Here is a 26605-nt window from a genome sequence, read left to right on the forward strand (position 1 = left end):
CGGCCACCGACGCGCCCCGAGTCGACCCGAGCGGCGGGGCGGCCGGTATGACCGCGGCCATGTGCGCGGCGGCTATGCCCCGGGCAGCTCATGGTGCCCGCCGAACGCCTGGCGCATGGCGGAGAGCACCTTGTCGGCGTAGAGCGATTCACCGCGCGAGGAGAAGCGCTGGAAGAGCGCGGCGGCGAGCACGGGCGCGGGCACTCCCTCGTCGATGGCGGCGTCGAGGGTCCAGCGGCCCTCACCGGAGTCGGAGACGCGACCGCCGAAGGAGTCCAGATTCGGGTCGGCGTGCAGTTCGGCCGCGGTGAGGTCGAGCAGCCAGGAGGCGACCACCGAACCGCGCCGCCATACCTCGGTGACCTCGGGGATGTCGATGTCGTAGCGGTAGTGCTCGGGATGTTCGAGCGGGGTCACCTCGGCGGAGTGCTCGGTGTCGAGGTGCTTGCCCACATTGGCCTTGTGCAGGATGTTCATCCCCTCGGCGTAGGCGGCCATGGCCCCGTACTCGATGCCGTTGTGCACCATCTTCACGAAGTGGCCCGCGCCCGCCGGGCCGCAGTGCAGATAGCCCTGCTCGGCGGGTGACGGTTCGCCGGTGCGGCCGGGGGTGCGCGGCGCGGCCTCGACCCCGGGCGCGATGGATTTCAGCAGCGGTTCGAGGTATTCCACCTGTTCGGCCTCGCCGCCGATCATCAGGCAGAAGCCGCGGTCACGGCCGAAGACGCCGCCCGAGGTGCCGATGTCCAGGTAGTGAATGCCCTTGGGCCGCAGCGCTTCCGCCCGTGCGATGTCCTCGTGGTAGCGGCTGTTGCCGCCGTCGATGACGATGTCGCCGGGTTCGAGCAGATCGGCGAGCTGGTCGATGACCGCGCCGGTGGCCCCGGCCGGGATCATCACCCAGACCACGCGGGGGGTCTCGAGCATGGCCACGAACTTCGGCAGATCGGTGGTGCCGGAGAAGCGGTCGCCGAGTTCCGCGCCGAGTTCGTCGATCAGCGGGCTGTCGCGGTCGTACCCCACCGCGGTGTGCCCGGCGGCGGCGATGCGGCGCACGATATTGGCGCCCATCCGGCCCAGGCCGATCATTCCCAGCTGCATACTCATCTCCCTCGAGTCGTCTCGATCCTCGGCTACGCCGAGCGCTGCGGTAGCAACCTCCTCGATTGTCCCGCTCGCCGGTTTCGAGTTTTTTCCGGGATTCCCGTGCGAGGGGTGTAACGCACGCTGACGGGGCTCGATAGAGAGGGTGGCTCCGTGCTGTTGCCAGACCCCCGACCCGGCAACCGCACGGGGCTCTTCGCTTGTTCAGTGACCTGTTGCACAGGGTTTGCTGTTGGCCAGGGAATCGTCGGATGCCGGTGTCTCCCACTATGGTGTGCGGTGAACTCGCGCGTGCGGGTGCCCTTTTCTCCGACCATCGGGAGGGTGGTTCGTGACCAGCGGATCCAGTACCGGTCGCCACACGCCGACTCGGAATACCGTCCCGGAGCCCGAGCCCGGTACGCGGTTGCTGAACTCGGCCACCGCCCGCCGCGCCGGAATCGCAGCCGGTGTGCTGATGGCGCTGTCCGGTATCGCCTACGCCGCGGACTGGGCGATGTCCTCCGGCGAGGTGCCGCGCGGGGTGCAGGTGGCGGGCATCGACATCGGCGGCATGGACCGTGCCGCCGCGCAGTCCGCCCTGGAACTGGAGCTGAACAGCCGGGCCACCCAACCGCTGACCGTCCGTGTCGGCGACGAGAGCGTGGATATCGTGCCCGCCAATGCCGGGCTGGGGGTGGACTGGAACGCCACCTGGGACCGGATCGGCGGTCAGCCGCTCAACCCGTTCGTCCGGCTGGCGTCGCTGTTCACCGATCGCACGGTGTCCCCGGTCGCCGATGTCGACGACGCGGCGCTGGACCGGCAGGTACAGGAGCTGCGCGCCCTCGATCGCCAGCCGGTCGAGGGCACCGTGCGTTTCGAGGACGCCAGACCCGTGCCGGTGTATCCGGTACCCGGTCGGGTACTGGACGCACCGGCCGCCCGCACCGCGCTGCTCACGCACTGGGCCGACGGCGGCGTCCTGGATCTGCCGGTGATCTCGACCCCCGCGGAGGTGACCCAGCAGGGTGTGGACACCGCGGTGAGCACTCTCGCCGAACCCGCCATGCGATCGGCGGTGACCTTCACCGGCAAGGGCGGAAACGGGACCCTGGAACCGGCGCAGCTCGCGGGCGTGCTGCGCTTCACCCCCGACGGTCACGGCGGCTTGGCCCTCGGCTACGACAACGACGCCGCGATCGCCGTGCTCGCACCGCAGCTGGCGCCGACCGAGGTGGAGCCGAAGGACGCCACCTTCACCCCCGCCGGCAACGACCGACTCACCCTGGTGCCCGCCGTGGTGGGTGACAAGATCTCCTGGCCGAGAACGCTCGAGGCACTGCCGGGGCTGGTGAGCGCGACCGGCGAGCGCTCCGCCGCGGTGGTGTACGAGCCGGTGCAGCCCGCGCTGACCACCGAGGCCGCCGAGAAGCTGGGACTGGTCGAGGTGGTGGGCTCGTTCACCACCGGCGGGTTCACCGGTCCGTCGGGCGTCAATATCCGCACCGTGGCCGCCAAGGTGAACGGGGCGATCGTGCTGCCCGGAGATACCTTCTCGCTCAACGGTTTCACCGGTCCGCGCGGCGCGGCCGAGGGCTATGTGGAGTCCGGCATCATCGACAAGGGCCGCCCCAGCACCGCGGTCGGCGGCGGCATCAGCCAATTCGCCACTACGCTCTACAACGCCGCCTACTTCGCCGGTATGGAGGATGCGGGGCATACCGAGCACAGCTACTACATCTCGCGCTATCCGGCCGCCCGCGAGGCCACGGTCTTCGACGGTGCGATCGACCTGCAATTCCGCAACAACACCCCGCACGGCGTCTTCATCGAGGCCACCGCCGACAGCTCCACCGTGACCGTGCGCCTGTGGAGCACCAAAACCGTTGACGTGGAATCCATCCCGGGCCCGCGCACCAAGGAAACCGAGCCGACCACCATCACCCTCCCCAAGGGCGACGACTGCATCGCCACCGACGGCGCTCCCGGTTTCACCACCTCCGACACCCGTGTCATCCGCGACTACCGCACCGGCGCGGAGATCTCCCGCCACACCCGCACGGTGAAGTACGACCCCATCCCGGTCGTCAAGTGCGTAGCGCCGGGCGAGGATTCGGGCGAGGATTCGGACGCGGACTCGAACGCGGACTCAGGCGAAGACTCGGACCGGTAAACCTCCCTCCGGCCGAAACTCTCCCCGGCACAACACCATCGGGTTATCCACCAACTGTGGATAACCCGATGCACAACTGTGGAGAACCGATGTGAGTTGTAACCTCACGAAACCGAACCGACACATGCCGTTGGCCGCCTGGACAACGTGGCCGGGCCACACAGCACTGCGGCCCCGACACAGCACTGCGGCCCGGGATCGCCGGGCCGCAGTGTTTCCGGTATGGAATTCGTGGATCACCCAGGGTGACGACTGATTTCGTGAGGTCCGGGGTAACTCGCCGGGTACGCCCGAAATCAGTTCCGCTCCCGACCGCCGGCACGCGTGCACGGCGGTCGACGGCACTCAGCCGTGCGCTGAATACCCGGAGCGGCGGGACCAGCTCAGAAGGCGGCTTCGTCCAGTTCCATGATGTCGTTGTCGAGGTTCGACAGGACGGTGCGGACGGAGGTCAGCTCCGGCAGGACATTGCGGGCGAAGAACTGCGCGGTGGCCACCTTGCCCTGGTAGAAGGGCTCGGTCGAGCCGCCGTCGAGAGCCTTGATGGCGACCTCGGCCTGCGCCAGCAGCTGCCAGCCGATGAGCAGGTCACCCACGGCGAGCAGGAAGCGCACCGAACCCAGGCCGACCTTGTACAGCTCCTTGGGGTCCTGCTGGGCGCCCATCAGGTGCCCGGTCAGGGTGGCGGCCATGGCCTGCACATCCTCGAGGGCGGTGGCGAGCAGCTTGCGCTCGGCCTTCAGGCGGCCGTTGCCGCCCTCGCGCTCGATGAACTTCTGCACCTGACCGGCCACGTGGGCCAGCGCCACACCGCGATCGCGGGCGATCTTGCGGAAGAAGAAGTCCTGCGCCTGGATGGCGGTGGTGCCCTCGTACAGCGAGTCGATCTTGGCGTCGCGGATGTACTGCTCGATCGGGTAGTCCTGCAGGAAGCCGGAGCCACCGAAGGTCTGCAGCGATTCGGTCAGGTACTGGTAGGCGCGCTCGGAGCCGACACCCTTGACGATGGGCAGCAGCAGGTCGTTGACGCGGAAGGCCAGATCCTTGTCGGCGCCCGAGACCAGCTCGGCGATATCGGCGTTCTGGTGCGCGGCGGTGTACAGGTACACGGCGCGCAGGCCCTCGGCGTACGCCTTCTGCATGGCCAGCGAACGACGCACGTCCGGGTGGTGGGTGATGGTGACGCGCGGCGCGGTCTTGTCGGTCATCTGGGTCAGGTCGGCGCCCTGCACACGAGTCTTGGCGTACTCGAGGGCATTCAGGTAACCGGTCGACAGGGTGGCGATGGCCTTGGTGCCGACCATCATGCGGGCGTTCTCGATGACGTCGAACATCTGCGCGATGCCGTTGTGCACCTCGCCGACCAGCCAGCCCTTGGCGGGCACGCCGTGGCCGCCGAAGGTGACCTCACAGGTGGCCGAGACCTTGATGCCCATCTTGTGCTCGACATTGGTGACGAACACGCCGTTGCGCTCACCCAGGGTCTGGGTCTCGAAGTCGAAGTGGTACTTCGGCACGTAGAACAGCGACAGGCCCTTGGTGCCCGGTCCCGCGCCCTCGGGGCGGGCCAGCACCAGGTGCATGATGTTCTCGAACAGGTCGTCGGAGTCACCCGAGGTGATGAAGCGCTTGACGCCCTCGATGTGCCAGGAGCCGTCCTCCTGCTGCACGGCCTTGGTGCGGCCCGCGCCGACGTCCGAACCGGCGTCCGGCTCGGTCAGCACCATGGTGGCGCCCCAGTTGCGGTCGGCGATGACCTGCGCCCACTTCTTCTGCTCGTCGGTGCCGTTGTTGTAGAAGACCTGCGCGAAACCGGCGCCGGCGGCGTACATCTGGGCCGCGGGGTTGGCGCCGAGGATCATTTCGCCCAGCGCCCAGCCGATGACGCTCGGGGCGCCGAGGCCGCCGAGCTCCTCGCGCACCGGAACCTTGGACCAGCCGCCGTCCTCGAGCGCCTTGTAGGACTTCTTGAAGGACTCCGGCAGGGTGACCGTGTGGGTGGCCGGATCGAAGGTCGGCGGGTTGCGGTCGGCGTCGGCGAAGGACTCCGCGAGCGGGCCCTCGGCGAGGCGGCGGACCTCCGCCAGCATTTCCTTCACGGTCTCGGTGTCGAGATCACCGTAGGCGCCGCCGTCCAGGAGGCTGCCGATGCCGAGCACCTCGAAGAGGTTGAACTCGAGGTCGCGAACATTGCTCTTGTAGTGACCCATGGCCGTGTACTCACTCTCCATTGAGATGGGTGCGGTTCGGTGCTTGCCGTTCCCGCCCGTCGGTCCTCCGGCTAGACAGCGTAAAGGCAGGCTACTAGCGGGTAACTTATGCGCCATGTTACCCACGGGTAAGGCCGTCGCCAAGAACATCTCGGCGCAATGTGACGAGAAGCACGCGGGTTGCTGAAACCGTGCAGATCGGACACCGTGGCAATTGCCGGGCGGCCCGGCGGGGTGTGGCGCGCCCGGGTCGCCCGATCCGGTGGATACCGTGCGTTCATGCGCATCGAGACGAGTGCCGGAACGGCCGAGGTGGAGATCGCCCGACCCGCCCGCAAGGCGGCCTTCCTGCTGGTGCTGACCCACGGATCCGGCGGCGGGACGGATGCGAAAGACCTGCTCGCCGTGCGCGACCGGGCGCTCGGGCTTGGCGGTGCGGTGGCCCTGGTGACCCAGCCCTACCGGGTGGCGGGACGCCGCGCACCCGGATCGGCGGCCGTGCAGGATGCGGCCTGGGTGGAGATCATCGCCGCCCTGCGCAAGAAGTTCGCGAAGATCCCCCTGATCCAGGGCGGCCGCAGCAATGGCGCGCGGGTGGCCTGCCGCACCGCCCACGCGGTCGGGGCGCGCGGTGTGGTCGCGCTGTCGTTCCCGCTGCACCCGCCGGGCAAGCCGGAGAAATCACGGCGCGAGGAACTGCTCGCCCCCGGGGATATCGAGGTGGTCGTGGTGAACGGCGCTCGCGATCCCTTCGGTATCCCGGAACCCGCCGACGCCGCCGAAGTGCGCGTCATCGCCGGGCAGGCACACTCCTATCGCGCGGGTTTCGACGAGATCGCCGAGACCGTCGCCCACTGGCTGCGCCGCTGGACCGCGGCAGGCTAGCCCCGGTCCCGGTGCGCCGATGAATTTCGGACCGTACCGCCGTCCCCATCGGTATTCGCCGCACGCAGGTGCGCGAGCCGGAAGAAAGGAATGATCCGTGGAGACCATCACCACGCCCGCCGGAATCACCCTCGCATTCGATCGGTACGTGGGCGGTGACGCGGGCACGGTGGTCCTGATCGGCGGCGCGTTCGGCTATCGCGAATTCCCGAAGATGGTGGAACTGGCGCGGCGGCTGGCCGACGAATACGGGCTCACCGTGATCAACTACGACCGGCGGGGCCGTGGTGACAGCAGCGACGTGCCGGGGATCTACAACGTCGAGAACGAGATCAACGACCTCATCGCGCTGTTGGATGCGGTCGGCGGCAGTGCGACCCTGTTCGGCTGGTCCTCGGGCGCGGTGCTGGCGCTGCGGGCGGCGAATTCCGGTCGGGCGCCCGGCATCAACGGTGTGGTGGCCTTCGAGCCGCCGGTCGTGGTCACCCGGGATCATCACGTTCCGCCCGCGGGCCTGGACAAGAAGCTGCACGAACTGATCGCGGCCGACCAGCGCGGCAAGACCGTGCGGTACTACATGGTCAAGGCGATGGGGGTGCCGCGCATGTTCGTCGCCGCCATGCGGCTGACAGGCTTCTGGAAGAAGCTGACGGCCACCGCGCCGTCGACCGCGCACGACTGGGCGGTCATGGCCCCCTTCATGCGCGGCACCGCGCTGCGGCCCGCCGACTGGGCCGGTGTCACCGTGCCCACGCTGGTGCTCTCCGGCGGCCGCAGCGGCGCGCTGCTGCGGACCGGGGCGCGGGCGATCACCGATGTGCTGCCCGATGCCCGGCATGTGGAGATCCCCGGACTGAGCCACGACCCGGATATCGCGCTGCTGCTGCCGCCCGCCGGTGAATTCATTTCGGGTACGGGCGAATATGCGAATTGGTCACCCGCGAAACCGTAGGCTCGGCACGAGTCCGATCCATCTCGAGGAGCTATCCGATGCGAAAGATCACCGCAGGACTTTTCATATCCCTCGACGGCGTCATAGCAGACCCGCAGGACTGGCATTTCCCGTACTTCGACGACGATATGGGCGAAGCGGTCGGCGCGCAGCTGGGCGGTGCCGACACCCTGCTGCTCGGCCGCAATACCTACGACAGTTTCGCCGGTGCCTGGCCGGAGCGCGAGGCCGCGGGCGGTGACGACGCGGTGTTCGCCAAATCGCTCGGCGACGCCCGCAAAGTCGTTGTCACACACCGGGAACTGGATTCGGACTGGCGCAATTCCGAAGTGCTGGGCGGGGATCTGCTCGCGGGGGCGCGGGCGCTCAAGGAAGAGCCCGGTGCGACCGATATCGCCATGAGCGGTTCACCGTCGGTGGTGCGCCAGCTGCTCGCCGCCGGTCTGCTGGACGAACTGCATCTGATGGTGCATCCGATCGCGGTGCGCAAGGGGATGCGGCTGTTCGACGAGGGCGACCCGATCCCGCTGAAACTGCTGTCGGCGCGCACATTCTCGTCGGGTGTGCAGTACCTGGTGTACACCTCGGCGGAAGCCCCCGCCGACGGCGGCTACGAGCAGGCGAAAACCCATCTGCCCCAGGCCGAGCAGGACTAGGACTCCAGCTCCTTCGCATCCTCCGGTGCCGGGGCGGGTTTGGTCGCCACCACCAGGGCGTCGATGGCGTCGCGGTGCTCGGTCGGCCGTTGCAGCCGTTCGGCCACCCGCACCTGGATGCGGTCTCCGGCCGGGGCCAGATCGGCCACGACATCCTCGGCGGTGAACAGCAGCGCCGGATCCGATTCGCCCCCATAGCCTTCGGTGAGATTGCGGGTGTCGTGCCCGAGGACCAGCAGCACCCCCTCGGGCGAGAGCATGTCGACGGCCTTCAGCAGCAGGGCCCGGCGCTGCTCGGCGGGGAGATGCACGTACGCCATGAGCACCAGTTCGTACGGGCCGGTAATGCCGAGGGTGTCGAGAGCGGTGATGTCGCCGTAGCGCCAGTTGATCCGATTGCGCACCGACCGCGACAGCCGCGAGGCCACCGTGCGGCCCTTGTCGATGCCGACCTGTGCGAAATCGACCGCGTCCACCTGCCAACCGTGGGTGGCCAGCCACATGGCATTGGCCCCCTCACCGCAGCCGAGGTCGAGCACCCGGGGCAGTTCGGGCCGGGGCTCCCCGGGAGCGAACGCACCCAGCGGGAACCGTCGCTCCAGGCCGAACACCTGCTCGACCACGGTCCCGCTGGGCGGTGCGCCCCAGACCAATTCGGTGCTGGCGTACTTCTCGTCCCAGGCGGCGGCGTCCATGCCCCGAGTCTATGAGCGCGGTCGGTCCGACCGGCGACGGCCGGTGGCCCGGAAACGAGAACGGCCGCGACCGTGGTCGCGGCCGAGCGTCCGGTCTCGCGCTACAGCCTGGTGTGCATGAGGAGCACGTTGTACTGGCTGTGCACCGTGGTGAGGAAGTACAGGTCGCGCCCGGTCTGGTACGGGAAGATCGACGGCGCGTAGGCGGTGGGGAGTTCCCGCGCGTCGATCAACACCTCGGGCCCGCTCCACGGACCCTCCGGGCTCGGTGCCCGGTGCATGACCACGGAATTCCACGGGTCGGTGGTGAGCATGATGTATTGGCCCAGGTAGTCGTTCCACATGACCGACATTTCGGCCACGCCGCCGCCGATCACCGGGGTCGCGGCATTCACGTCCTCGCGCACCCAGTTGCCGTCCGAGAAGTATTCGTACTGCGTCAGATCGCCGATGGCGGCCTCCGGCACCCGCGCCAGGAAGGCGGGGTTGTTGCGTCCGGAGGCGGTGCCGTACTCGTATACGAACCCGTCCGCCTTCAGGAAGGCGTTCATCTGGAAGTTGGCGTTGCCGCCCTCGTCGGGCCGCCGGGTGGCGGGCAGTTCCACCCAGTTCTCGCCATTGTCGCCGGAGACCGCGAGGCCGGAGAAGTTGGTGGTCCATTCGCCGGGCTCGTCCCAGCTGTGCACGGACATGAGGCTCATGTACTGCACACCGCCCACCGAGATGCCCGCGGTGGGAATGCGGCTGATCTCGATGAAGGGGATCTTGGGGCTGGGGATGAGGTCGCGGGCCTGCCCGAACCAGTCCCGCACCACCGAGTCGAAGTAGATGCCGTTCGACGGATCCTTGGTATGCGACCGCACCAGGATATTGGAGCGCCACGCCCAGGTGCTGCCGACCAGCAGGTTGGGGAAGCCGAGACCGGCGGTGTCGCCGAAGGCGGTGAGCATCTCGCCGTGTCCGTTGTCCCACATGATGCCCAGATCGGTGCCGAGCACGTTGTAGGACTGGGTGTTGTTGGGGCTGGCCATACCGGTCACCTGGAACACCGCCTTGGTGCGTCCGGGCAGGTTGGGCAGGCCGTGGGTGCCATTGAGCACCGGAATGGGGTTGATGGCGTTCGGGTTGGCCGCTGCCGGTGAGGTCGCGGTGAGGATCAGAGCCGTGGTTCCTGCGAGGGCGGACATGAGCAGGGATGCGGTCTTCGTCAACGCGGACAAACCTCCGGTTCTCGCCGAACAAGATGCGCGGGCCGTGCCTAACCTACGGACGCGCGGTCATTCGGCTCGCTGGCAAAGTGTGAAGATGCTAACAGCGCGACCGGGGTGGGTGGGAACGCAAACCGACTTGTTTGCTGTGAATTGCCTTACTTGTTGTCTTTCCGGCCCAGGGCCTGGCGCAGGATGAGCGGCAGCTGGGTGGCGCGCTCGATCGCGAAGGTGCGCCGCAGCGAGGACTCCCAGGAGCGGTCGAACAGCCGTTTGGCGCTCGCCACCGCGTGCGGGGAGCGCGCCGCGATGCGGTCCGCGAGCTTCTCCGCCTCGGCCCGCGGATCCGCGGCCACCTCGGTGACCAGACCGATGCGCCGGGCGTAGGCGGCGTCCACCGGATCGGCGGTCATGGTGAGCAGCAGCGCCTGGTCGATGCCGACGAGGCGGGACAGCGTCGCCGCCCCGGTCATATCCGGAATGAGGCCGTGCTTGGCTTCCATCACCGCGAATTCGGAATCCGGGGTGACGAAACGGAAGTCGGCGGCCAGCGCGAGTTGCAGCGCGCCGCCGTAGCAACGGCCGTGCACCACCGCGATCACCGGCTGCGGCAGCCGCCGCCACGCCCAGCAGGCTTCCTGGAAGGTATTGGTGCCGCGCCACGGCAGCGGAATGAAGTTGGGCACGATGGACATCGGATTGCCCATGGCCTTGGCGACATCCAGGCCGCTGGAGAAGCTGGGTCCGTTGCCGGACAGGATGGCGGTTCGAATATCATTGCGGCCCTGAATGATTCCGGCGACCCGGACCAGTTCCCGCAGCATCTCGACGGTGAGCCCGTTGTGCTTGTCGGGGCGGTCCAGGGCGACGTAGGCGCGATCGCCCTCGAAGGTCAGCTCGATATTGTCGCGAGCCGTACTGTCGCGTGCCGTTTTGTCGCGTGCCATGCTCTTCCTCACTTCTGGTCCAGGAGCAGCCGCGCACAGCCCGTCGGATCGTCGTAGAAGGGTGTGTGGCCGCTGCCGCGCAGGGTGACGTGCCTGGCGGCGGGGAGCAACTGCCGGGCGCGGCGGCTCTGCGTGGCGTAGGTCAGCAGAATGTCACGATTGCCCCAGGCGACGGTCACCGGGATGTCGGCCAGCGCCGCGGCGTCGACCGGCCGCACCCGGGTGAACGAGGCCAGCGCCGCGTCGAAGCCGCCCGACCCGAGCAGCCCTTCGACGGTGAGCACCGCGGCGTCGGCGGGCAGCTGCCAGGGCTTGCCGAACACCAGGCCCATGAGGGCGCTGCGCCCGGCGGTGCTGCCGAGCAGGGTGGGCGCGGCCGGGCGCAGCAACCGGCAGAGATCCTTGGCCCGGCCCAGTGCCTGCTGACACCAGATGCGGCCGGGGGTGTCCCAGAATCCGATGGGGGAGTAGGCGGTGACGCTGCGCGCCAGTCCGCGCGCGGCCAGGTCCAGCACGATATGGCCGCCCATGGAATTGCCCGCCAGATGCGGGCGCTCGATGCCCTGCTCGGTCAGGAAGTCGGCCAGCGCGTCGGCGAGGGCGGGCACATCGGTGCGGGCCAGCGGCTGGCTGGCGCCGAATCCCGGCAGATCGACGGCGATCACATCGAACGACTCCGCGAGCATGTCGATGGTCGGCCCCCACACCTGCCACCGGCTACCCACCCCGTGCACGAGCACCAGCGGATCACCCGCCCCCACCCGGTGATGGTTCAACGTCATCGTCAACCTCCCGCGAACTGCACCGACGCCTCACCCTAACAACGCCGCGCGGCCCGCCAATCGAGATTTCCGGCCGTCTGCGGTGCGGTCTACCCGGCCGTCCGCGCGGCGGTGCGCTGCGCCACCGATCGCCACCGCATCGGCCTTCTCATCGGTACGATAAAAGGTATGGCAACCCGTAAGGTGACTCTGTCGCTGGACGAGGCCGCCTGGTCGTACGCCGAACAGGCCGCCGCCCGGGCCGGCATGTCGCCGTCGGCGTGGATATCCCGCGCCGCGCGGCGCGAGGCGGTCCGGACCGGTTGGGGCCCGGCGCCCGACGCGGCGGATCTCGCCGCGCTGGACGAGGCGGAGTTGGCGGCCGCCGAGAAGGAGTTGCGTGCGCAGGGGTGAACTCTGGGTCTACCACCCGCACGGCACGCCCCGACGCCGCAATATCGTCCTCATCAGCAGCGACGGCATCAACGAATCGCCGCGCCCGTGGCTGATCGCCGCGGAGGTGCTGGACGAGGACCCGCTGGATATTCTCGCCGTGCCGATTCCCGGGCACGGCTGGGTGCACGCCGGGAATCTGGGCCGCATCTATCGCCCCTGGTTGGCGGAGCGCATCGGCGCGGTGGACACCGAGACCGAGGAGCGCATCGACACAGCGCTGCGCGCGGCCATGGATCTGTGAGAAGGTTCCTCCGGCATTCCGCTCGTGAGAATCGAGGTACCCGTGAGGATTTCCCTGCTCGCCGCCGCGTTCGTCGCGCTGCCGCTGCTCGCCGCGTGCGGCAGCGACAGCGAAGAGGCTCCCGCCGTCACGCAGGCGGACCTGTCCAAGGCACTGCAGGACAGCGGCCTCAAGGACACCGCCCTGGCCGACTGCGCGGCGAAGATCTATGTGGATCAGGGGATCTCGCAGGACGGCCTGCGCGTCATGATCGACAAGGAGGCCAATGTGACCGGTTCGGTGGAGCCCGAGGAGCTCGGCATGAGCCAGGAGGACTCCGATAAGGCCAAGGCGGCCACCAACCGCATCGTGTCGGAGTGCCTGCAGTAGTCGGCGCGGCGAACGGCGGCAGCGAATCCGGACGGGCCGGTGCCCGACCCATCCGGACTCACACCAGGACCGTGATCTGCACCCGTGCCGAATCCCCTGCGGACAACCCCTCTGATATCCGCACGGGCTTCTTCACGGGCAGCAGATACGTTCCCCGCTTCTTGTCCGGGAACAGCGATGTCGCCCACCGGCTCGCACCGATGACGACCTCCACCCGGACCGACCCGAATCCGCCGACCCGATGCCCGTACATCTCCTCGATCTCGTCGGCGATCGGCTCCGGCACGTCGAGGAAGTACCACGCGGCGGGCCCGTCGTACTCCCAGAGTTCGGCGGTGAACGAGTAGCGGTCGTGGGCCATGACGGCGAGATTATCCGGGGAGACCGACAGGTAGTCGGTGCGCGCTGGTTGTCGATGTCGTTGTCCGCGAGGAGAAGTCCTGCGGGGGCGTGGGGTCGCAGGCCTGGAACGCGAGCGCCAGGATGACGAAGGCGGCCCCGGCGATCAGCGCGCCATTGCGCGAGGTGTGCGGGTTCGGGCGAGAGCTCATTGTTCCTACGTGCCTGGGTGCAACCCGAAAGGGTATGGCGAAAGAGAGTCCGGTGGGGACTCGAAATAACAAGACCGGTTAGTCGAATCGAATTGATACCAATCGGCAGGGATTGGTACAGGATGGATCGGCGGCCTGGGTCCGGGCGTTACCGCCCGTATGCTCGCGGGAGTGCGTGACCCGTACTGGAATCACAACACCCACTACCACCCCTGGCTGCTCGCCCAGCTGCCGGACAGTGCCCGCACCGCCCTGGACGTCGGCTGCGGTGACGGTCTGCTGGCCCGCAAACTGGCCCGGCACTGCCCCAGCGTGCTCGGCGTGGACATCGACGCGCCGGTCCTCGCGGCAGCCGCCCCCGCCCCGAACGTCACCTACAAACAGGCCGACTTCCGCGATCTCACCGGAACCTTCGACTACGTCACCGCGGTCGCCAGCCTGCACCACGTCCCCGTCGACGAGGGCCTGACCGCCCTTCGTCGTCTGGTCGCCCCCGGCGGCACGCTCGCCATCGTCGGCCTCTGGTCCATGAGCCTGCGCTCCGACTTCGGCTACCTGCTCCGCTACCCCCTCGTCAGAGCTGTCGACCTGCTGCGCCACAAGAGCGACCCACCCGCCCCCCTCCACGCCCCCGAGGACTCCCTGGACCGCATCAGGCGATCCGCCGCCGAGCTCCTCCCCGGCGCGACCATCCGCAAGCGACTGCTCTGGCGATACACCCTGCTGTGGCACAAGCCTGCGGCCGAATAGCCTGCCCGATCAGGAAAGCCGTTGCGGCGGTGGACACCCGGATCGGGCATGTTCACTCGGGACCGCATGGCACGTGTGTGCCACGGCGGGCGCGGGCGGCATGGCCGAACGATTGTGCCGGGCAGGGCTGGATTGCCGAGGTGAGCTGCGCGGGAATCGCGCGAGAGAAAGGAGAGCCGGTGACGGGAATCGAACCCGCACTCTCAGCTTGGGAAGCTGATGTTCTACCACTAAACTACACCGGCCAGTGTGTGTAGACGCTCCGCGACTCTATCAGAACCGGGGTCGTCGGATGCAAGTCGGCCGGAAGCGGGTCGGCGGGGGATTCGGCGAAGTGTGGGTGATCGTCTACGGGCGGTCGTAGACTGATCACCGGGTCGAAAGCCCGTCCACCACAGTGACTTTGGATGCGCTGGACGTTCGCTGATCGGCGTTCGCGTGTCCTGGAGGAGGACGCGATGACCGCGGTGCCCTCGAAAGATGTCCCCCGGCTCGAGCCCGCGCGGCCGTATCCGGCGCGGATGGCCCCGAAGGGGTCGTATCTGTGGCGCATCGTCACGACCACCGATCCCAAGCTGCTCGGGATGATGTACATGGTCACGGCCATCTCGTTCTTCCTGATCGGCGGGTTGATGGCGCTGCTCATGCGGGCCGAGCTGGCGCGGCCGGGGTTGCAGTTCCTGTCGCCGGAGCAGTACAACCAGCTGTTCACCATGCACGGGACGATCATGTTGCTGTTCTATGCGACACCGATCGTCTTCGGATTCGCCAATGCGATACTGCCGCTCCAGATCGGCGCTCCGGATGTGGCGTTCCCGCGGTTGAACGCGCTGAGCTACTGGCTGTACCTGTTCGGCGCGACGATGGCCACGGCCGGGTTCATCACCCCGGGCGGAGCGGCGGACTTCGGCTGGACCGCCTACACGCCGCTGAGCCTGGTCGATCACTCACCGGGGGTCGGGGGAGACCTGTGGATCATGGGGCTGGCCGTCTCCGGCCTGGGCACCATCCTCAGCGGCGTCAACTTCATCACCACCATCGTGTGCCTGCGCTGCCCGGGGATGACGCTGTTCCGGATGCCCATCTTCACCTGGAACATCCTGGTCACCAGCATTCTGGTGCTGCTGGCGTTCCCGATTCTCACCGCGGCGCTGATGGCGCTGGCCGTCGACCGGCATCTCGGCGGGAACATCTTCGACCCGTCCAGCGGCGGCGCGATTCTCTGGCAGCACCTGTTCTGGTTCTTCGGGCATCCCGAGGTGTACATCATCGCGCTGCCGTTCTTCGGCATCATCTCCGAAGTGCTGCCGGTGTTCTCCCGGAAGCCGATCTTCGGCTACACCACCCTGGTGTACGCGACCCTGGCCATCGGCGCGCTGTCCATGGCGGTGTGGGCGCACCACATGTTCGCCACCGGCGCGGTCCTGCTGCCGTTCTTCGCCATGATGACCTTCCTCATCGCGGTGCCGACGGGGGTGAAGTTCTTCAACTGGATCGGCACCATGTGGCGCGGGCAGCTCACTTTCGAGACACCCATGCTGTGGGCGGTCGGCTTCCTGGTGACCTTCCTGTTCGGTGGCCTGTCCGGCATCATCCTCGCCAGTCCGCCGCTGGACTTCCACGTCACCGACTCGTACTTCGTGGTCGCGCACTTCCACTACGTGCTGTTCGGCACCATCGTGTTCGCCACCTTCGCGGGCGTCTACTTCTGGTTCCCCAAGATGACCGGCCGGATGATGGACGAGCGGCTCGGCAAGCTGCACTTCTGGAGCACCTTCTTCGGCTTCCACCTCACCTTCCTGGTGCAGCACTGGCTGGGCGACGAGGGTATGCCGCGCCGCTACGCCGACTATCTGCCCGGTGACGGGTTCACCGCGCTCAACACGATCTCGACCATCGGGTCGTTCGTCCTGGGCCTGTCGATGGTGACCTTCGTGTGGAACGTCTTCAAGAGCTACCGCTACGGCGAGGTGGTGACGGTGGACGATCCGTGGGGTTACGGCAACTCCCTGGAATGGGCCACCACCTGCCCGCCGCCCCGGCACAACTTCTACGAGCTGCCGCGCATCCGCTCCGAGCGGCCCGCCTTCGAACTGCACTATCCGCACATGTCCGAGCGCATGCGCAGCGAGTCGGAGGTCGGCTGGCCGGCGCGATAGCCGCGTGCGGTCGCGGAGGGCACGCCGCAACCGCCGCGCTGGTGAGCGACCGCAGACCAGAGCCCTCCCACCGCGGGCTGACCACCTGGCACTACGCTCGTGCGCGTGCTGCTTTCCGATCGCGACATCCGCTCCGAGATCGCCGCTGGACGCCTCGGGCTCGACCCGTTCGACCCGAACCTCGTCCAGCCGTCGAGTATCGACGTGCGGTTGGACAGCCTGTTCCGGGTGTTCAACAACACCCGCTACACCCATATCGATCCGGCGCAGCGCCAGGACGAGCTGACCACCATGGTCGAGCCGACCGCGGGCGAACCGTTCGTGCTGCACCCCGGCGAATTCGTGCTCGGCTCCACCCTGGAGGTGTGCAGTCTGCCCGACGACCTGGCCGGTCGGCTGGAAGGCAAGTCGAGCCTGGGCCGCCTGGGGCTGCTCACCCATTCCACCGCCGGGTTCATCGATCCGGGATTCAGCGGGCACATCACCCTCGAACTGTCGAATGTGGCGAATCTGCCGATCACGCTGTGGCCGGGGATGAAGATCGGCCAGCTGTGCCTGTTCCGGCTGTCGAGCCCGGCTGAGCATCCCTACGGCAGCCAGGCGGCCGGGTCGAAGTATCAGGGGCAGCGCGGGCCGACGCCGTCGCGGGCCTACCTCAACTTCCTGTCGTCCAACGGGCACTGAGCGCCGATTCGGCGGCTCATTTCGCGACGGATGCGGCCGGGGTGGCCGCACTCTGCGAGGTCGCGTTCGCGCGGGCGACCCCCGCGCCGGATCGTCCGCTGGTCGGCGGGAACGCGGGTTCAGCAGTCCTCGGCGAAGGCTTTCAGATAGCCCGCCGTCTGGTAGGCGTACTGGTACATCCAGCGCAGCGGGCCGATACGCGGGCGGGCGTCGACGACGAGCAGCTCACCGTCCCAACATTTTCCGAGGATGTAGCGGGTGCGGGAGATGTGCGGGGTGAAGGTCACCACGATCACCCGCCGCCAGCCCTCCGCACGGGCCCGCTCCGCCAGGTAGCGGCCCTCACCGCGGGTGGTGCGCGGCTCCGGGTCGAAGCATTCCACCGCGAAGCTGTAGCCGCCGTGGCAGATCCGGTTCACCAGCGGACTGTGCTCGTACGGGTCGGAGATCAGCACGAGCGGCGCGACACCGTCGTGGGCGAGGCCGAGCCCCAGTTCCTCGCGGCCGTCGTGAGCGCCGCCGAGTACCAGGATGGCGTCGGCCGGGCGCGGGGTGTCGACGCGCGGCCGCACGAATACCGGCCAGAGCGCGCCGACGTACACGACCGCGGCGCACAGCAGCGCGATCGCGGTGACGGTACGACGGGACAGGCGCACGCCGCCGATGCTAGAGCCCGCGCGCCGCGATCCGGCACTGTGCGGCGCACGCGTCGTCCGGCCGCGGGAAGCCGACCGCCCTTACCCGAAACGGCGGGCGGTCTCGGACCTCTCCTGCCGGTGCGCGGGCGAGCCCGGTGCGCGAGGGAATGTGGATGTCGCCATCTGGTCGCCATGTGACCGCGGTTCGTGCGCGGGCATGTCGGCATGGGCGTGGATGTCGCCACCTGGTCGCCATGTGACCACGGTGCGTGCGCGGGGGCCGGGGGGCACGGGCGTGGATATCGCTCTCGCCCAGTGGGGTACGCCCCGTCGCCGGTATTCACATCGCTACCCGCGGGCCCCGCGCGGCTGTCCCGAATGCGCCGAACCGGGTGGTCGTAGGCGGGTGTACGGAAGACGCGGCACGCCGTAGTGTGTCACCGACAGGTACAGTGACCCCACCGCAAGTGTGACGCGACGCTGGCCATCCGCAGGCGGCGGCCCGCTCGCACGTCGTGGGAGCGTGAATCGAGATGGGCTGCAGATGAGTTCGGTACTGGGAGTGTCGGTGGGGGTGAGCGCGGTACGCGTCGCGCGGCCGCTCACCGAGGCCGATGCCTACTCGTACGCCGGATTCCAGCAGGCCGAGCCGTTCTACGACGGCTACCGCGGCGCTCCGCAGACCTTCGACACCCAGGACATCCCGGTCGGCGAACAGCGGGTGGAGGAGCTGGTGGCCGACGCGGTCGGTGCCGTGCTCGCCGCCGATCCGTCGATCACCGCCACCGCCATCGCGTATCGGGACGAACAGCACGCCCGCGGCATCCGCGCGGAGCTGGCCCGCCGCCAGATCATCAACTACGAGCTCGTCCCGGATGTGGTGGCGGCGCTGGAATTCCTGGAGTACTCCGGTGATGTCCAGGGTTTCGGCACCGTCGCCGTCTACGACCTCGGCGCATCCGGCCTGTCCATCACGGTGGTCGACACCGCCTCCCGGCAGATCCATCACACCGAGCGCACCAGCGATATCAGCGGCGACTATCTGGACTCGCTGATCCGGGAACAGCAGATCGCGTCCGGCCGCATCGCGCATCCGCCGGATGCGGCCGGGCTGGCGGCCATGGACGAACTGTGCCGCAAGGCCAAGGAACAGCTGTCCGCCAGCACGGCCGTGGCGCTGCCCTCGCCCGAGGGGTTGGTGCTGCTCTCGCAGGAGAATTTCGAAGCCCTCATCATGCTGGCCGTGGAGTCCTCGGCACGCATGGCCCGCGATGTGATCCTGCGCTCCGAGCAGCCGGTGGAGGCGGTCGCCGTGATCGGCGGCTGTGCCCGGATTCCCTTGGTGGCGCGGGTGCTGCGGCGTTGGCTCGGCATTCCCGTGGTGGTCGCCGACGGTCCCGAGACCGCCGCGGTGCGCGGCGCGGCCATGCTGGCCCGGCCGGTACCGCAGCGCCAGCCGCCGGCCCAGCCGCAGCCGCACGTGGACGAACCGGCTCCGCGGCCGCGTTCCCAGTCCTCGCCCACCTGGCTCTCCGGCGGGGAGACCGGGGAGCGGTTCCGGCGTCGCCGGGAGATCAGCGTGGCCGGTGTCGCCGTCGGCGCGCTCGTGGTGGTGTCCGCCATCGGCGTGACCCTGGGCTGGCGGCCGACGGCCTTCGAACCCGATTCGCAGAGCCGCGATTCGAGCACCACCGCCGGGACCACCTCGACCGCGCCGCGCACCACCTCCGCGCCCGCGCCGACCACCGAGGCGACCAACGAATCCGTCGCCGCCCCGCCCCCGCGCTACAGCCCCACCACCAGCAGCGAGGAACCGCCCCCGCCGAGCGCGAACACCATCACGGTCATCCCGGGCCTCCCCCCGATCGTGGTGCCCACCATCCCACCGCTGTTCCCGCCACCCGCCCCGGCCGGACAGTAAGCGCCCGGTCTCGCAGCCGGGGTCGCGATGCCACGACCGTGCGAGTCGCGGTGTCACGACGGTGCTTTCCCGCACGACCACGGGTTGGGGCATGGCTTTCCCGCACGACCACGGGTTGGGGCATGGCTTTCCCGCACGACCACGGGTGGCGGCGTGGCTTCCCCGCACGACCACGGGTTGCGGCGTGTCCGCACGTGGGCGGCGGTGTGCGGGTCGCGGTGAGCTGAGGCGTCGGGGCGGCTACTCCTCGAACCAGTCCTTGGAGTGGCGCGGGCGGCGCGGTTGTTCGGCCTGTTCCGGAGTGGACGGCCAGATGGGATGCTCGCCGGTCAGCGGCAGCCGCAATTGCGGGTCGGTGGGGTAATCGTCGGTGTACGGCGGCTCGGGTGCGGCGGGCACCGCCGGTTGGGCTCCGCTCTGGGCGGCGAGGGACCAGGACGACTGTTCGCCGCTCGATGCCGTGGAGCCGCTCGATGCCGTGGACGTGCGCGGCACCGTGGTCTGCTCCCCGGTGCCGGGATTCGGGTGCCGGTGGGCGGGCCCGGGCTGCTCGTCGCCGTGCGGTCGGGCCGCCGGCTGTTCACCGGTCGCGGGTGCCGCGCCCCGGCTGGGGGCCGTCGACGGGTCGCCGCTCGTGCGGGCGGGGTTCCGGGCGGAGACCGCCGGTCGTTCCCCGGTGGCCAGGGCCGAGTTCCGCCCCGTGACCGCCGGTTGTTCTCCGGTACGGGTGCGGCGGGCGGCGGGCTGCGCCCCGGTGCGGCGCGAGCGCGCGGCGGGACGGCTCGGGCGTTTGCCGCGTGCTGCCGGTCCGGTGGGGGCGGTGCGGTGCATGTGGAAGGGCCGCGCGAGCATCACGGCGATACCGGTGGTCAGCGGTACCGACAGGGCGAGGCAGATGCCGCCCACCGCGGAGCGGGTGATCTCGATGGCGACCGCGTCACCGGTGAGGACATCGCGGATGGACCGGCCCGCCACGCTGAACAGCAGCAGCAGCGGCAGCGCACCACCGGCGTAGGCGAGCACCAGGGTGTAGACGGTGCTGGCGATGTGGTCGCGTCCCACCCTCATGGTGGCGGCGAAGATCTCGCGCCGGGACGCCTTCTCGTCCAGCGCCGCGAGTTCGAAGGCGGCCGCCGCCTGCGTGATGGTCACATCGTTGAGCACACCGAGCGAACCGATGATGAAGCCCGCGAGCAGCAGCCCGGTAATGCTGACGTGCTCGATATAGGTCGCCACATTGGTGTTCTGTTCCTCGGACAACCCGGTCAGATGGGTGATCTCGATGGCCACCCAGGACAGCACCGCCGCCAGCAGCATGGAGGTCAGCGTGCCGAGCAGCGCCGAACTGGTCCGCAGATTCACCCCGTGCGCCAGGTACAGCACGGCGTAGAGGATCAGCGAACCCGCCACCAGTGCAACGGGAATGGCTGGTTTGCCGTCCAGCAGCGCGGGCAGCAGGAACATCACCAGCACCCCGAACGCGAACCCGAGCCCGAGTATCGCCCGCAGTCCCCGCCAGCGCGCCACCGCCACGATGACGATGACGAAGGCCAGCACGATCAGGGTGAGCGGCAGCCCGCGCGCGTAGTCCTCGAACGAGTACATGGGCGCACCGCTGGGGTCGGACTGCCGCACCAGCCGGATACTGTCCCCGGCGTGCAGCTCCGGCTGCCCCGGCCCGGGGGCGATCTCGAACAGCGTCTTGTTCCCGGCATGCGGCCCGGAGTCGATGGTGATGATGCTGCGCTGGCAGTCGTAGGTATTGGCGCGCGGCGGCGCGGGATCGTCCGGGAACACCCGCCCCAGCGACGGACTCCCGCACGGCCCCCACTCCTGCATCACGACCGTCCCGGCCTCGGTCGTCACGGCCCCACCGCCCGCGTTCTGCATGGGCAACGGAATCTCGACGTTCTGCTTGCTCGGCCACAACCACACCAGCCCCACCAGCACGGCCACCCCGATGACCACGAGCAACCCCACCACCACGCGCGCAGCCGTGTCCCCGATCTTGATCGGTCCGGAGTGGCTGTGGCTGTGGCTATGGCCGTGGTGGTGATCGCTCACCCGCGCGAGCCTAACGAAAACGATTCCCGCCCGTAGCCGCGAGGGCACCTAGTCGCCGACAAGTCAGCGGAAAGACCTTCTCGACACACCGTCTGCCAAGGTGACAACTGATTTCGCACCGTTCGGGGTAACTCACCGGGTACCCCCGGAATCGGTTCGTATCCTGACCGCCGGCACGCGTACACAAGTGACAACGACTCCTAAGCCGTGCGCTGAAGTCGCGGGGAGGCGGGAATGCAACGGCTCCCAGCCGTGCGCTGAAGTCGCGGGGAGGCGGAATTGCGGGAGGGGCGGCGGAGAGCAGGGGGATGTCTCCGCCGCCCGGGGATCGGCGGCCCAGGGGGGGTAGGCCGACCAATCCAGGGCTGGACGGCCCAGGGGGGGTAGGCGGTCCAGCCGGGGCACTCTAGGTGCCGAGGACTACTGTACACAAAAGGGGGTTCTTTGCGCTAGCTAAGTCTCTAAAAACCTGACTTTTTCGAACTCATGGTCTGTTTCGTTTGGAACTACTGCCGGTAGCCGGCGAGGAAGTTGCCAAATCTTTCGATCGCGACGGCCAGGTCCCGCGCCCACGGCAGCGTGACGATCCGCAGGTGATCGTGATGCGGCCAGTTGAAGCCGGTGCCCTGCACCATCAGGATCTTCTCCTGCAACAGCAGATCCAGCACCAGCTTCGAATCATCGTGTATCTCATGGACTTCCGGATCCAAGCGGGGGAACGCGTACAGCGCGCCCTTCGGCTTCACGCACGAGACGCCCGGAATCGAGTTCAGCCGTTCCCACGCCACATCGCGCTGCTCGAGTAGTCGCCCGCCCGGCAGGATCAGATCCTCGATGCTCTGATGTCCGCCCAGCGCCACCTGAATGGCATGCTGCGCGGGCACATTCGGGCACAGGCGGGTGGAGGCCAGCAGATCGATGCCCTCCAGGAAGCCCGCGGCATGCTCCTTCGGCCCGGTGATCACCAGCCAACCGGCCCGGTATCCGGCCACCCGATAGGTCTTGGACAGCCCATTGAAGGTCAGGCACAGCAGATCCGGCGCGAGCGTCGCCAGCGAGATGTGCTTGGCGTCGTCGTAGAGGATCTTGTCGTAGATCTCGTCGGCGAGCAGCAGCAGCTGGTGTTTGCGCGCCAGATCGACGATCTGCTGCAACACCTCTGTCGAATACACCGCGCCCGTGGGATTGTTCGGGTTGATGACCAGCAGCGCCTTGGTCTTGTCGGTGATCTTGGACTCGATATCGGCGATATCGGGCTGCCAGCCGTTGGACTCGTCGCACCGGTAGTGCACCGGGGTGCCGCCGGAGAGCGAGGTCATGGCGGTCCACAGCGGATAGTCCGGGGCGGGGATGAGCACCTCGTCGCCGTTGTTCAGCAGCGCCTGCATGGTCATGGTGATCAGCTCGGACACGCCGTTGCCCAGGTAGACGTCGTCGACATCGAACTCCGGGAAGCCCGGCACCAGCTCGTAGCGGGTGACGATGGCGCGGCGGGCGGGCATGATGCCCTTCGACTCCGAGTAGCCCTGCGCGTACGGCAGCGCCGCGATCATGTCGCGCATGATCACATCGGGCGCGTCGAAGCCGAACGGCGCGGGGTTGCCGATATTGAGCTTGAGGATGCGATGACCCTCGGCCTCCAGCCGTGCCGCGTGCTCGTGTACCGGTCCTCGGATCTCGTAGAGGACGTTCTGCAGCTTGGTGGACTGCTCCAGGTGGCGCGGCGCGCGGTACGGATGGTTGCTCACCCGGCTCAGTCTAATTTGCTGTGTTCGATTGCCTCCCGCTCCGTCGGTCCAGAACCGAGACGCGCCGCGAACCACGGGGCTGTGCTCGGTGGGTGGATGGCTGGCTGGATTCATTGGGTGGGGGCGCCCGGTGGGATGCCCCTCGCGGCGGTGCTGCCGCAGAACTCCTCGATGCGTTCGTCCAGGCGGCGGGCCTCGATCGCCTCGCGGAAGGCGGGTCCGGCCAGGCGCTGGCGCAGGCCGGTCAGGCGCTCCTCCAACTGGGCGATGCGCTTGTCCTCGTCGAGTTGCAGCACCGGTTGCAGGGCCTCGGTGGCCCCGTCGAGACTGCCGTTGATGAGGTGCGCGGCGGCGCTGTCCACCCGCGCGAGGGCCTCCGCCCCGTAGGAGCGCTGCTCGGTCGGACCGTTGGCGTAGAGCTCGATGGCGCGGCTGGTGGCGTGCAGCGCGGGTTCGGCCTGGCCCAGATGGATGTAGGTCGCGCCCGCGTAGTACTGGCTCTTGGGCTCGTTGAATCCGAAGACCCCGCCCACCTCGTCGTGCAGCGAGTCCTGGGCACCGCTGGAACCGCGGGCGGTCTCGGCGGCGCGGATGCAGTTCTCGGTGTCGGCGCTGCTGCCCAGCCGCGACCAGATGCGCGCCTCGATATTGTGCAGCCGCACCTGGGCCGTGGTGGATTCCGCGTACTCCTGCCCGTTCTGCGCCAACAGCACCGCGCGTCGCGGCCGCTCGGACCAGTACTCGATGAGCGCCTGCATGCCGCGAGTCCAGGCGCGTAATCCGTTGTGCCCGCATAGTTCCGCGTAAGCCCAAGCGGCCCTTGCCTGTTCGCCGGCGGCGTCGTAGTAGCCGAGGTCGGTGCTGGCATTGGCGAGCAGCCCGGACAGGGTGCCCGCCAGCAGATACAGGTGCGAGGTGTCGGCCGGTCTCTGATGCCCCTCGAGCAGCCGGTACACCCGGCGGCGCACGCGCAGCATCTCCACCATCATCGGGACGGGAGGCACGTGCACGTAATCGTTCGCGATGCGCGTGACATCGGCGTCGAGCTGTTCCAATGTGGTCGCTCCCACATTGGTGCTCTCGGCCCGCCCGGCGTGCTCACTTGCTTCATGGGCAGCCGCCATGATCAGATCCCTCTCCGAAATCGCCGCTAACGCATCGCCCCTCATCGCACCCGTATCCACGAGTGACAGTAGTTCCGCGTCGCTGGAATAAATGGCCTGCGCCGAACTGCTCTGGCGCACACTGAAACCGGGCTCGGGACGGTCGATCAGAGGCTGATCGATCAATGCCGCGAACCGCGCCCGCACAACGTCGTCGGACCTGGCCAGGGAGGTGTCGAGGGCAGCCTGATTGATGGGGCGGGGATGCACCCGAATTCCCCCGGCTTCCCATTTCGACACCAAGCGTTCGTGGACACCGAGATGCGCCGCGAACTCTCGGATACTCATCCGCTTGGCATCGCGAAGGGCGCGGGCCTCTTTACCTGACCAGTGCCGGACCACGATGTCCATCCCTTCCGAACGAACTCCGATGTCCAGGGTACGAGCGTGTCGTGACATGGGCCACAAGCGAAACCGAGCTGGTATCACCGGGTCTACGCGCCGGTAACAGTGGCGGCGGAAGGGCAGCGTAAGGAGGGCGTGCGGGCGTTCTCACACCGCCGGTTCGGGGGCGACCCTGGATTCAGCAGGCAAGGAGTTCGGGGTGAATGCGGACAAGCTGAGGACCGTCGGGGACTGGGTGGCGTTCTACCGCCACGAGTTCGGGCTCCCGGTGATCGAGCGCGGCGGATTCGCGATGCTTCCGATTACCGGGCGAATAGGAGTTATCCACCTGCCGGTGGCACGGGCCGAGAAGGTCCGCGCCGCGCTGGAACAACAAGGGGAGTCGGCGCCCATGCTGGCTCGCCAGATCCGCTGGAGCTTTCTCGTGGTGCCCGATTCCCGGCCGGGCGAACAGATCCTCCAGGTGCTCAACCGTCTCGACATCGGCATACCGCCCACCGGTTCCGCCGTCATGCTGCCCACCGGCCTCGGGCAGTGGACGCGCGAGGGCTGCCACTGGGTGGTGCCGCCGAGTCGAGACAGCAAACTCCCACCGCTGTCGATGCTGATCACGACGGCTCTGGCGGTGGGGTCGGGTAGCGAGGACTGACGCCACCTCGCAACCCACCGGGTCCGCCCCATTCCTGGCAGTCGACGGGGCGGACCCGGTGGGGGTCACCCGCGCTGACGCGCGACCTCGCAGAGTGCGGCCACCCCGGCCGCATCGGTCGCGAAATGGTCGGAACCCTGTGGCGCACCGGGTTCGGCGAACGACACCTCCGCACCCTCGACCACCAGTCCCGGCACCGGACTGCGGACGGCGGCGTGCAGATCGCGCACCCCGGTGCGATCCAGCACCTCGGCGGCATTGTCGGCGCGCAGGCCACCGCACGCCATGACATCGATGCGGCCCTGCGCCCGGGTCACGAGTTTCGCGATGAGCGTCGCGCCGTCGACGACCGAAGGCTGTCGGCCCGAGGTGAGCAGCCGGGTGAATCCGAGATCCATCACCTGTTCGAACGCGATATAGGCATCGGCGCAGACATCGAAGGCGCGATGGAAGGTGACCTCCATATCCTCGGCTGCCTCGATGAGTGCGGCATTGGCGGCCATATCGACCCGGCCGTCTCCGTCCAGCACGCCGAACACCACCCCGGCCGCGCCGAGTCGGCGGACCTGGCCGATATCGGCGCGCATCAGCGCCACCTCCGCGGCGGAGTAGTGGAAATCGCCGGGACGTGGGCGGATGAGCACGTGCACCCGGGTGTTCGAGGTGAGTTCGAGCGCCTTGGCGACCAGCGCCGGACTCGGGGTGAGCCCGCCCGCGCACAGTCCGGTGCACAACTCGATGCGATCCGCACCGGCACTCTCCGCCGCCTCCACACCGCCCAGCGTCTCCACCGCGATCTCGACCCGAACCGTTCCCGCCTCCGCCATACCTATCAGTATTGACCAGCTCGCACGGCTTCGCTTGCTGCCGGTTAGCCCGATGTGTGTTGTTCGAGTGGACCGGCGTCGCGGCCGACAGCCGTGGCCCGTGCGCCGATCACCGCGCGGACGGCCCCGCCTGCGCACAAGGCAGGAGTCGCCGCCGCAGCGGCCATCGGCGCGCCGCGGTCGGCACCCACCCCTCCCGGCGTCGCTGATTCGGCGGCACAGCGCCGCACCCGGATGCCGCTTCGTCCCCGGAACAGCGATTCGCCGAGCGCGGCCTCCTCGTCCGACGCATCGGCGGCGGAGTGGCGGGGTGGCGGGTTGGCGACCGTGCGCGTGTTCGATTGCCGTGCAGGCGGGTGGCCGTTCCGGCACCACCCGCCCGACGTCTGTCGTCACCGCCGTGTGTGCGGCGTTCGAGCACCGTCGGCTGCGCGGCGTTCGAGCACGGTGAGCTGTGCGGCGTTCGA

General features: G+C 68.5%; 24 protein-coding genes, 1 tRNA gene and 1 pseudogene. 12 read left to right on the forward strand and 14 right to left on the reverse strand.

The annotated features are described in order from the left end of the window. Positions 1-72: 72 nt before the first annotated feature. Positions 73-1101, reverse strand: coding sequence for a phosphogluconate dehydrogenase (NAD(+)-dependent, decarboxylating) (gene gnd, locus QMO76_RS30185; RefSeq protein WP_306364774.1), 1029 nt, complete (start codon positions 1099-1101; stop codon positions 73-75). Positions 1102-1435: 334 nt separating this feature from the next. On the opposite strand from gnd, the gene QMO76_RS30190 reads away from it, so the two are divergent. Further along, positions 1436-3259, forward strand: coding sequence for a VanW family protein (locus QMO76_RS30190; protein WP_306364741.1), 1824 nt, complete (start codon positions 1436-1438; stop codon positions 3257-3259). A gap of 383 nt (positions 3260-3642) precedes the next feature. Here the strand turns inward: QMO76_RS30190 and QMO76_RS30195 are convergent, their stop codons facing one another. Continuing rightward, on the reverse strand, positions 3643-5469 hold the full coding sequence (locus QMO76_RS30195) for an acyl-CoA dehydrogenase (protein WP_306364742.1): 1827 nt from the start codon (positions 5467-5469) through the stop codon (positions 3643-3645). A 279-nt stretch (positions 5470-5748) separates the two neighbouring features. On the opposite strand from QMO76_RS30195, the gene QMO76_RS30200 reads away from it, so the two are divergent. From QMO76_RS30200 to QMO76_RS30210, 3 genes are all read left to right on the forward strand, one after another. Further along, a complete protein-coding gene (locus QMO76_RS30200; RefSeq protein ID WP_306364743.1) occupies positions 5749-6354 on the forward strand; it encodes an alpha/beta family hydrolase in 606 nt (201 codons plus the stop codon). Between the two features lie 97 nt (positions 6355-6451). After that, positions 6452-7306, forward strand: coding sequence for an alpha/beta fold hydrolase (locus tag QMO76_RS30205; RefSeq protein WP_306364744.1), 855 nt, complete (start codon positions 6452-6454; stop codon positions 7304-7306). A 38-nt stretch (positions 7307-7344) separates the two neighbouring features. Continuing rightward, positions 7345-7962: a dihydrofolate reductase family protein gene (locus QMO76_RS30210; RefSeq protein WP_306364745.1), complete on the forward strand. Its 618-nt coding sequence runs from the start codon at positions 7345-7347 to the stop codon at positions 7960-7962. Here the strand turns inward: QMO76_RS30210 and QMO76_RS30215 are convergent. The 4 genes from QMO76_RS30215 to QMO76_RS30230 all read right to left on the reverse strand — a co-directional run bounded on the left by QMO76_RS30215 (position 7959) and on the right by QMO76_RS30230 (position 11594). Next, positions 7959-8657 (reverse strand): bifunctional 2-polyprenyl-6-hydroxyphenol methylase/3-demethylubiquinol 3-O-methyltransferase UbiG, encoded by a 699-nt coding sequence (locus tag QMO76_RS30215; RefSeq protein WP_306364746.1) that lies wholly within the window; start codon positions 8655-8657, stop codon positions 7959-7961. The two genes, QMO76_RS30210 and QMO76_RS30215, sit on opposite strands and share 4 nt — an antisense overlap. Positions 8658-8758: 101 nt before the next feature. After that, a complete protein-coding gene (locus tag QMO76_RS30220) occupies positions 8759-9868 on the reverse strand; it encodes a DUF4185 domain-containing protein (protein ID WP_372342120.1) in 1110 nt (369 codons plus the stop codon). A gap of 155 nt (positions 9869-10023) precedes the next feature. Then, a complete protein-coding gene (locus QMO76_RS30225) occupies positions 10024-10812 on the reverse strand; it encodes a crotonase/enoyl-CoA hydratase family protein (RefSeq protein WP_306364747.1) in 789 nt (262 codons plus the stop codon). Positions 10813-10820: 8 nt separating this feature from the next. Further along, a complete protein-coding gene (locus QMO76_RS30230) occupies positions 10821-11594 on the reverse strand; it encodes an alpha/beta fold hydrolase (RefSeq protein WP_306364748.1) in 774 nt (257 codons plus the stop codon). Between the two features lie 168 nt (positions 11595-11762). On the opposite strand from QMO76_RS30230, the gene QMO76_RS30235 reads away from it, so the two are divergent. The 3 genes from QMO76_RS30235 to QMO76_RS30245 are packed head-to-tail and all read left to right on the forward strand — an operon-like array spanning position 11763 to position 12639. After that, complete coding sequence (locus QMO76_RS30235; protein WP_306364749.1) at positions 11763-11987, forward strand: hypothetical protein; 225 nt, start codon at positions 11763-11765, stop codon at positions 11985-11987. Continuing rightward, on the forward strand, positions 11974-12270 hold the full coding sequence (locus tag QMO76_RS30240; protein WP_306364750.1) for a hypothetical protein: 297 nt from the start codon (positions 11974-11976) through the stop codon (positions 12268-12270). The genes QMO76_RS30235 and QMO76_RS30240 overlap by 14 nt, the downstream gene beginning before the upstream one ends. A 42-nt stretch (positions 12271-12312) precedes the next feature. Next, positions 12313-12639, forward strand: coding sequence for a hypothetical protein (locus QMO76_RS30245; protein WP_306364751.1), 327 nt, complete (start codon positions 12313-12315; stop codon positions 12637-12639). 58 nt (positions 12640-12697) lie between these two features. Here the strand turns inward: QMO76_RS30245 and QMO76_RS30250 are convergent, their stop codons facing one another. Together QMO76_RS30250 and QMO76_RS30255 are read right to left on the reverse strand one after the other, a co-directional pair. Next, the gene (locus QMO76_RS30250; protein WP_306364752.1) at positions 12698-13000 is read right to left on the reverse strand and encodes a DUF1905 domain-containing protein; all 303 of its coding nucleotides are present in this window, start codon (positions 12998-13000) and stop codon (positions 12698-12700) included. Between the two features lie 10 nt (positions 13001-13010). Beyond that, complete coding sequence (locus QMO76_RS30255; protein ID WP_306364753.1) at positions 13011-13190, reverse strand: hypothetical protein; 180 nt, start codon at positions 13188-13190, stop codon at positions 13011-13013. A gap of 171 nt (positions 13191-13361) precedes the next feature. Between QMO76_RS30255 and QMO76_RS30260 the strand changes: the two genes are divergently transcribed. After that, a complete protein-coding gene (locus QMO76_RS30260; RefSeq protein ID WP_306364754.1) occupies positions 13362-13940 on the forward strand; it encodes a bifunctional 2-polyprenyl-6-hydroxyphenol methylase/3-demethylubiquinol 3-O-methyltransferase UbiG in 579 nt (192 codons plus the stop codon). A gap of 174 nt (positions 13941-14114) precedes the next feature. Here the strand turns inward: QMO76_RS30260 and QMO76_RS30265 are convergent. Further along, a tRNA-Gly gene (locus tag QMO76_RS30265) sits at positions 14115-14185 on the reverse strand. Positions 14186-14398: 213 nt separating this feature from the next. Here QMO76_RS30265 and ctaD point away from each other — a divergent pair. Together ctaD and dcd are read left to right on the forward strand one after the other, a co-directional pair. Continuing rightward, positions 14399-16099: a cytochrome c oxidase subunit I gene (ctaD, locus tag QMO76_RS30270; RefSeq protein ID WP_306364755.1), complete on the forward strand. Its 1701-nt coding sequence runs from the start codon at positions 14399-14401 to the stop codon at positions 16097-16099. 105 nt (positions 16100-16204) lie between these two features. Then, positions 16205-16783, forward strand: a complete 579-nt coding sequence (gene dcd, locus QMO76_RS30275) for a dCTP deaminase (RefSeq protein ID WP_306364756.1) — start codon at positions 16205-16207, stop codon at positions 16781-16783. A gap of 119 nt (positions 16784-16902) precedes the next feature. Here the strand turns inward: dcd and QMO76_RS30280 are convergent, their stop codons facing one another. Further along, positions 16903-17439 (reverse strand): YdcF family protein, encoded by a 537-nt coding sequence (locus QMO76_RS30280; RefSeq protein WP_306364757.1) that lies wholly within the window; start codon positions 17437-17439, stop codon positions 16903-16905. 526 nt (positions 17440-17965) lie between these two features. Here QMO76_RS30280 and QMO76_RS30285 point away from each other — a divergent pair. Further along, the gene (locus tag QMO76_RS30285) at positions 17966-19342 is read left to right on the forward strand and encodes an Hsp70 family protein (RefSeq protein ID WP_306364758.1); all 1377 of its coding nucleotides are present in this window, start codon (positions 17966-17968) and stop codon (positions 19340-19342) included. A gap of 786 nt (positions 19343-20128) precedes the next feature. On the opposite strand, the pseudogene QMO76_RS30290 reads toward QMO76_RS30285, so the two are convergent. From QMO76_RS30290 to QMO76_RS30300, 3 genes and pseudogenes are all read right to left on the reverse strand, one after another. Continuing rightward, positions 20129-21406: pseudogene (locus QMO76_RS30290) on the reverse strand (YibE/F family protein); the annotation flags it as partial. 506 nt (positions 21407-21912) lie between these two features. Next, on the reverse strand, positions 21913-23163 hold the full coding sequence (locus QMO76_RS30295) for a pyridoxal phosphate-dependent aminotransferase (RefSeq protein ID WP_306364776.1): 1251 nt from the start codon (positions 23161-23163) through the stop codon (positions 21913-21915). A gap of 101 nt (positions 23164-23264) precedes the next feature. Next, positions 23265-24278: an XRE family transcriptional regulator gene (locus QMO76_RS30300; protein WP_306364759.1), complete on the reverse strand. Its 1014-nt coding sequence runs from the start codon at positions 24276-24278 to the stop codon at positions 23265-23267. Between the two features lie 583 nt (positions 24279-24861). Between QMO76_RS30300 and QMO76_RS30305 the strand changes: the two genes are divergently transcribed. Next, the gene (locus QMO76_RS30305; protein ID WP_306364760.1) at positions 24862-25311 is read left to right on the forward strand and encodes a hypothetical protein; all 450 of its coding nucleotides are present in this window, start codon (positions 24862-24864) and stop codon (positions 25309-25311) included. A gap of 65 nt (positions 25312-25376) precedes the next feature. Here QMO76_RS30305 and QMO76_RS30310 read toward each other — a convergent pair whose 3' ends face one another. Beyond that, positions 25377-26138 carry a copper homeostasis protein CutC gene (locus QMO76_RS30310; RefSeq protein WP_306364761.1) on the reverse strand — a complete coding sequence of 254 codons (762 nt, stop codon included), beginning with the start codon at positions 26136-26138 and terminating at the stop codon, positions 25377-25379. Positions 26139-26605: the final 467 nt, after the last annotated feature.

The sequence above is a fragment of the Nocardia sp. CC227C genome, assembly GCF_030767025.1.
Classification (GTDB): domain Bacteria; phylum Actinomycetota; class Actinomycetes; order Mycobacteriales; family Mycobacteriaceae; genus Nocardia.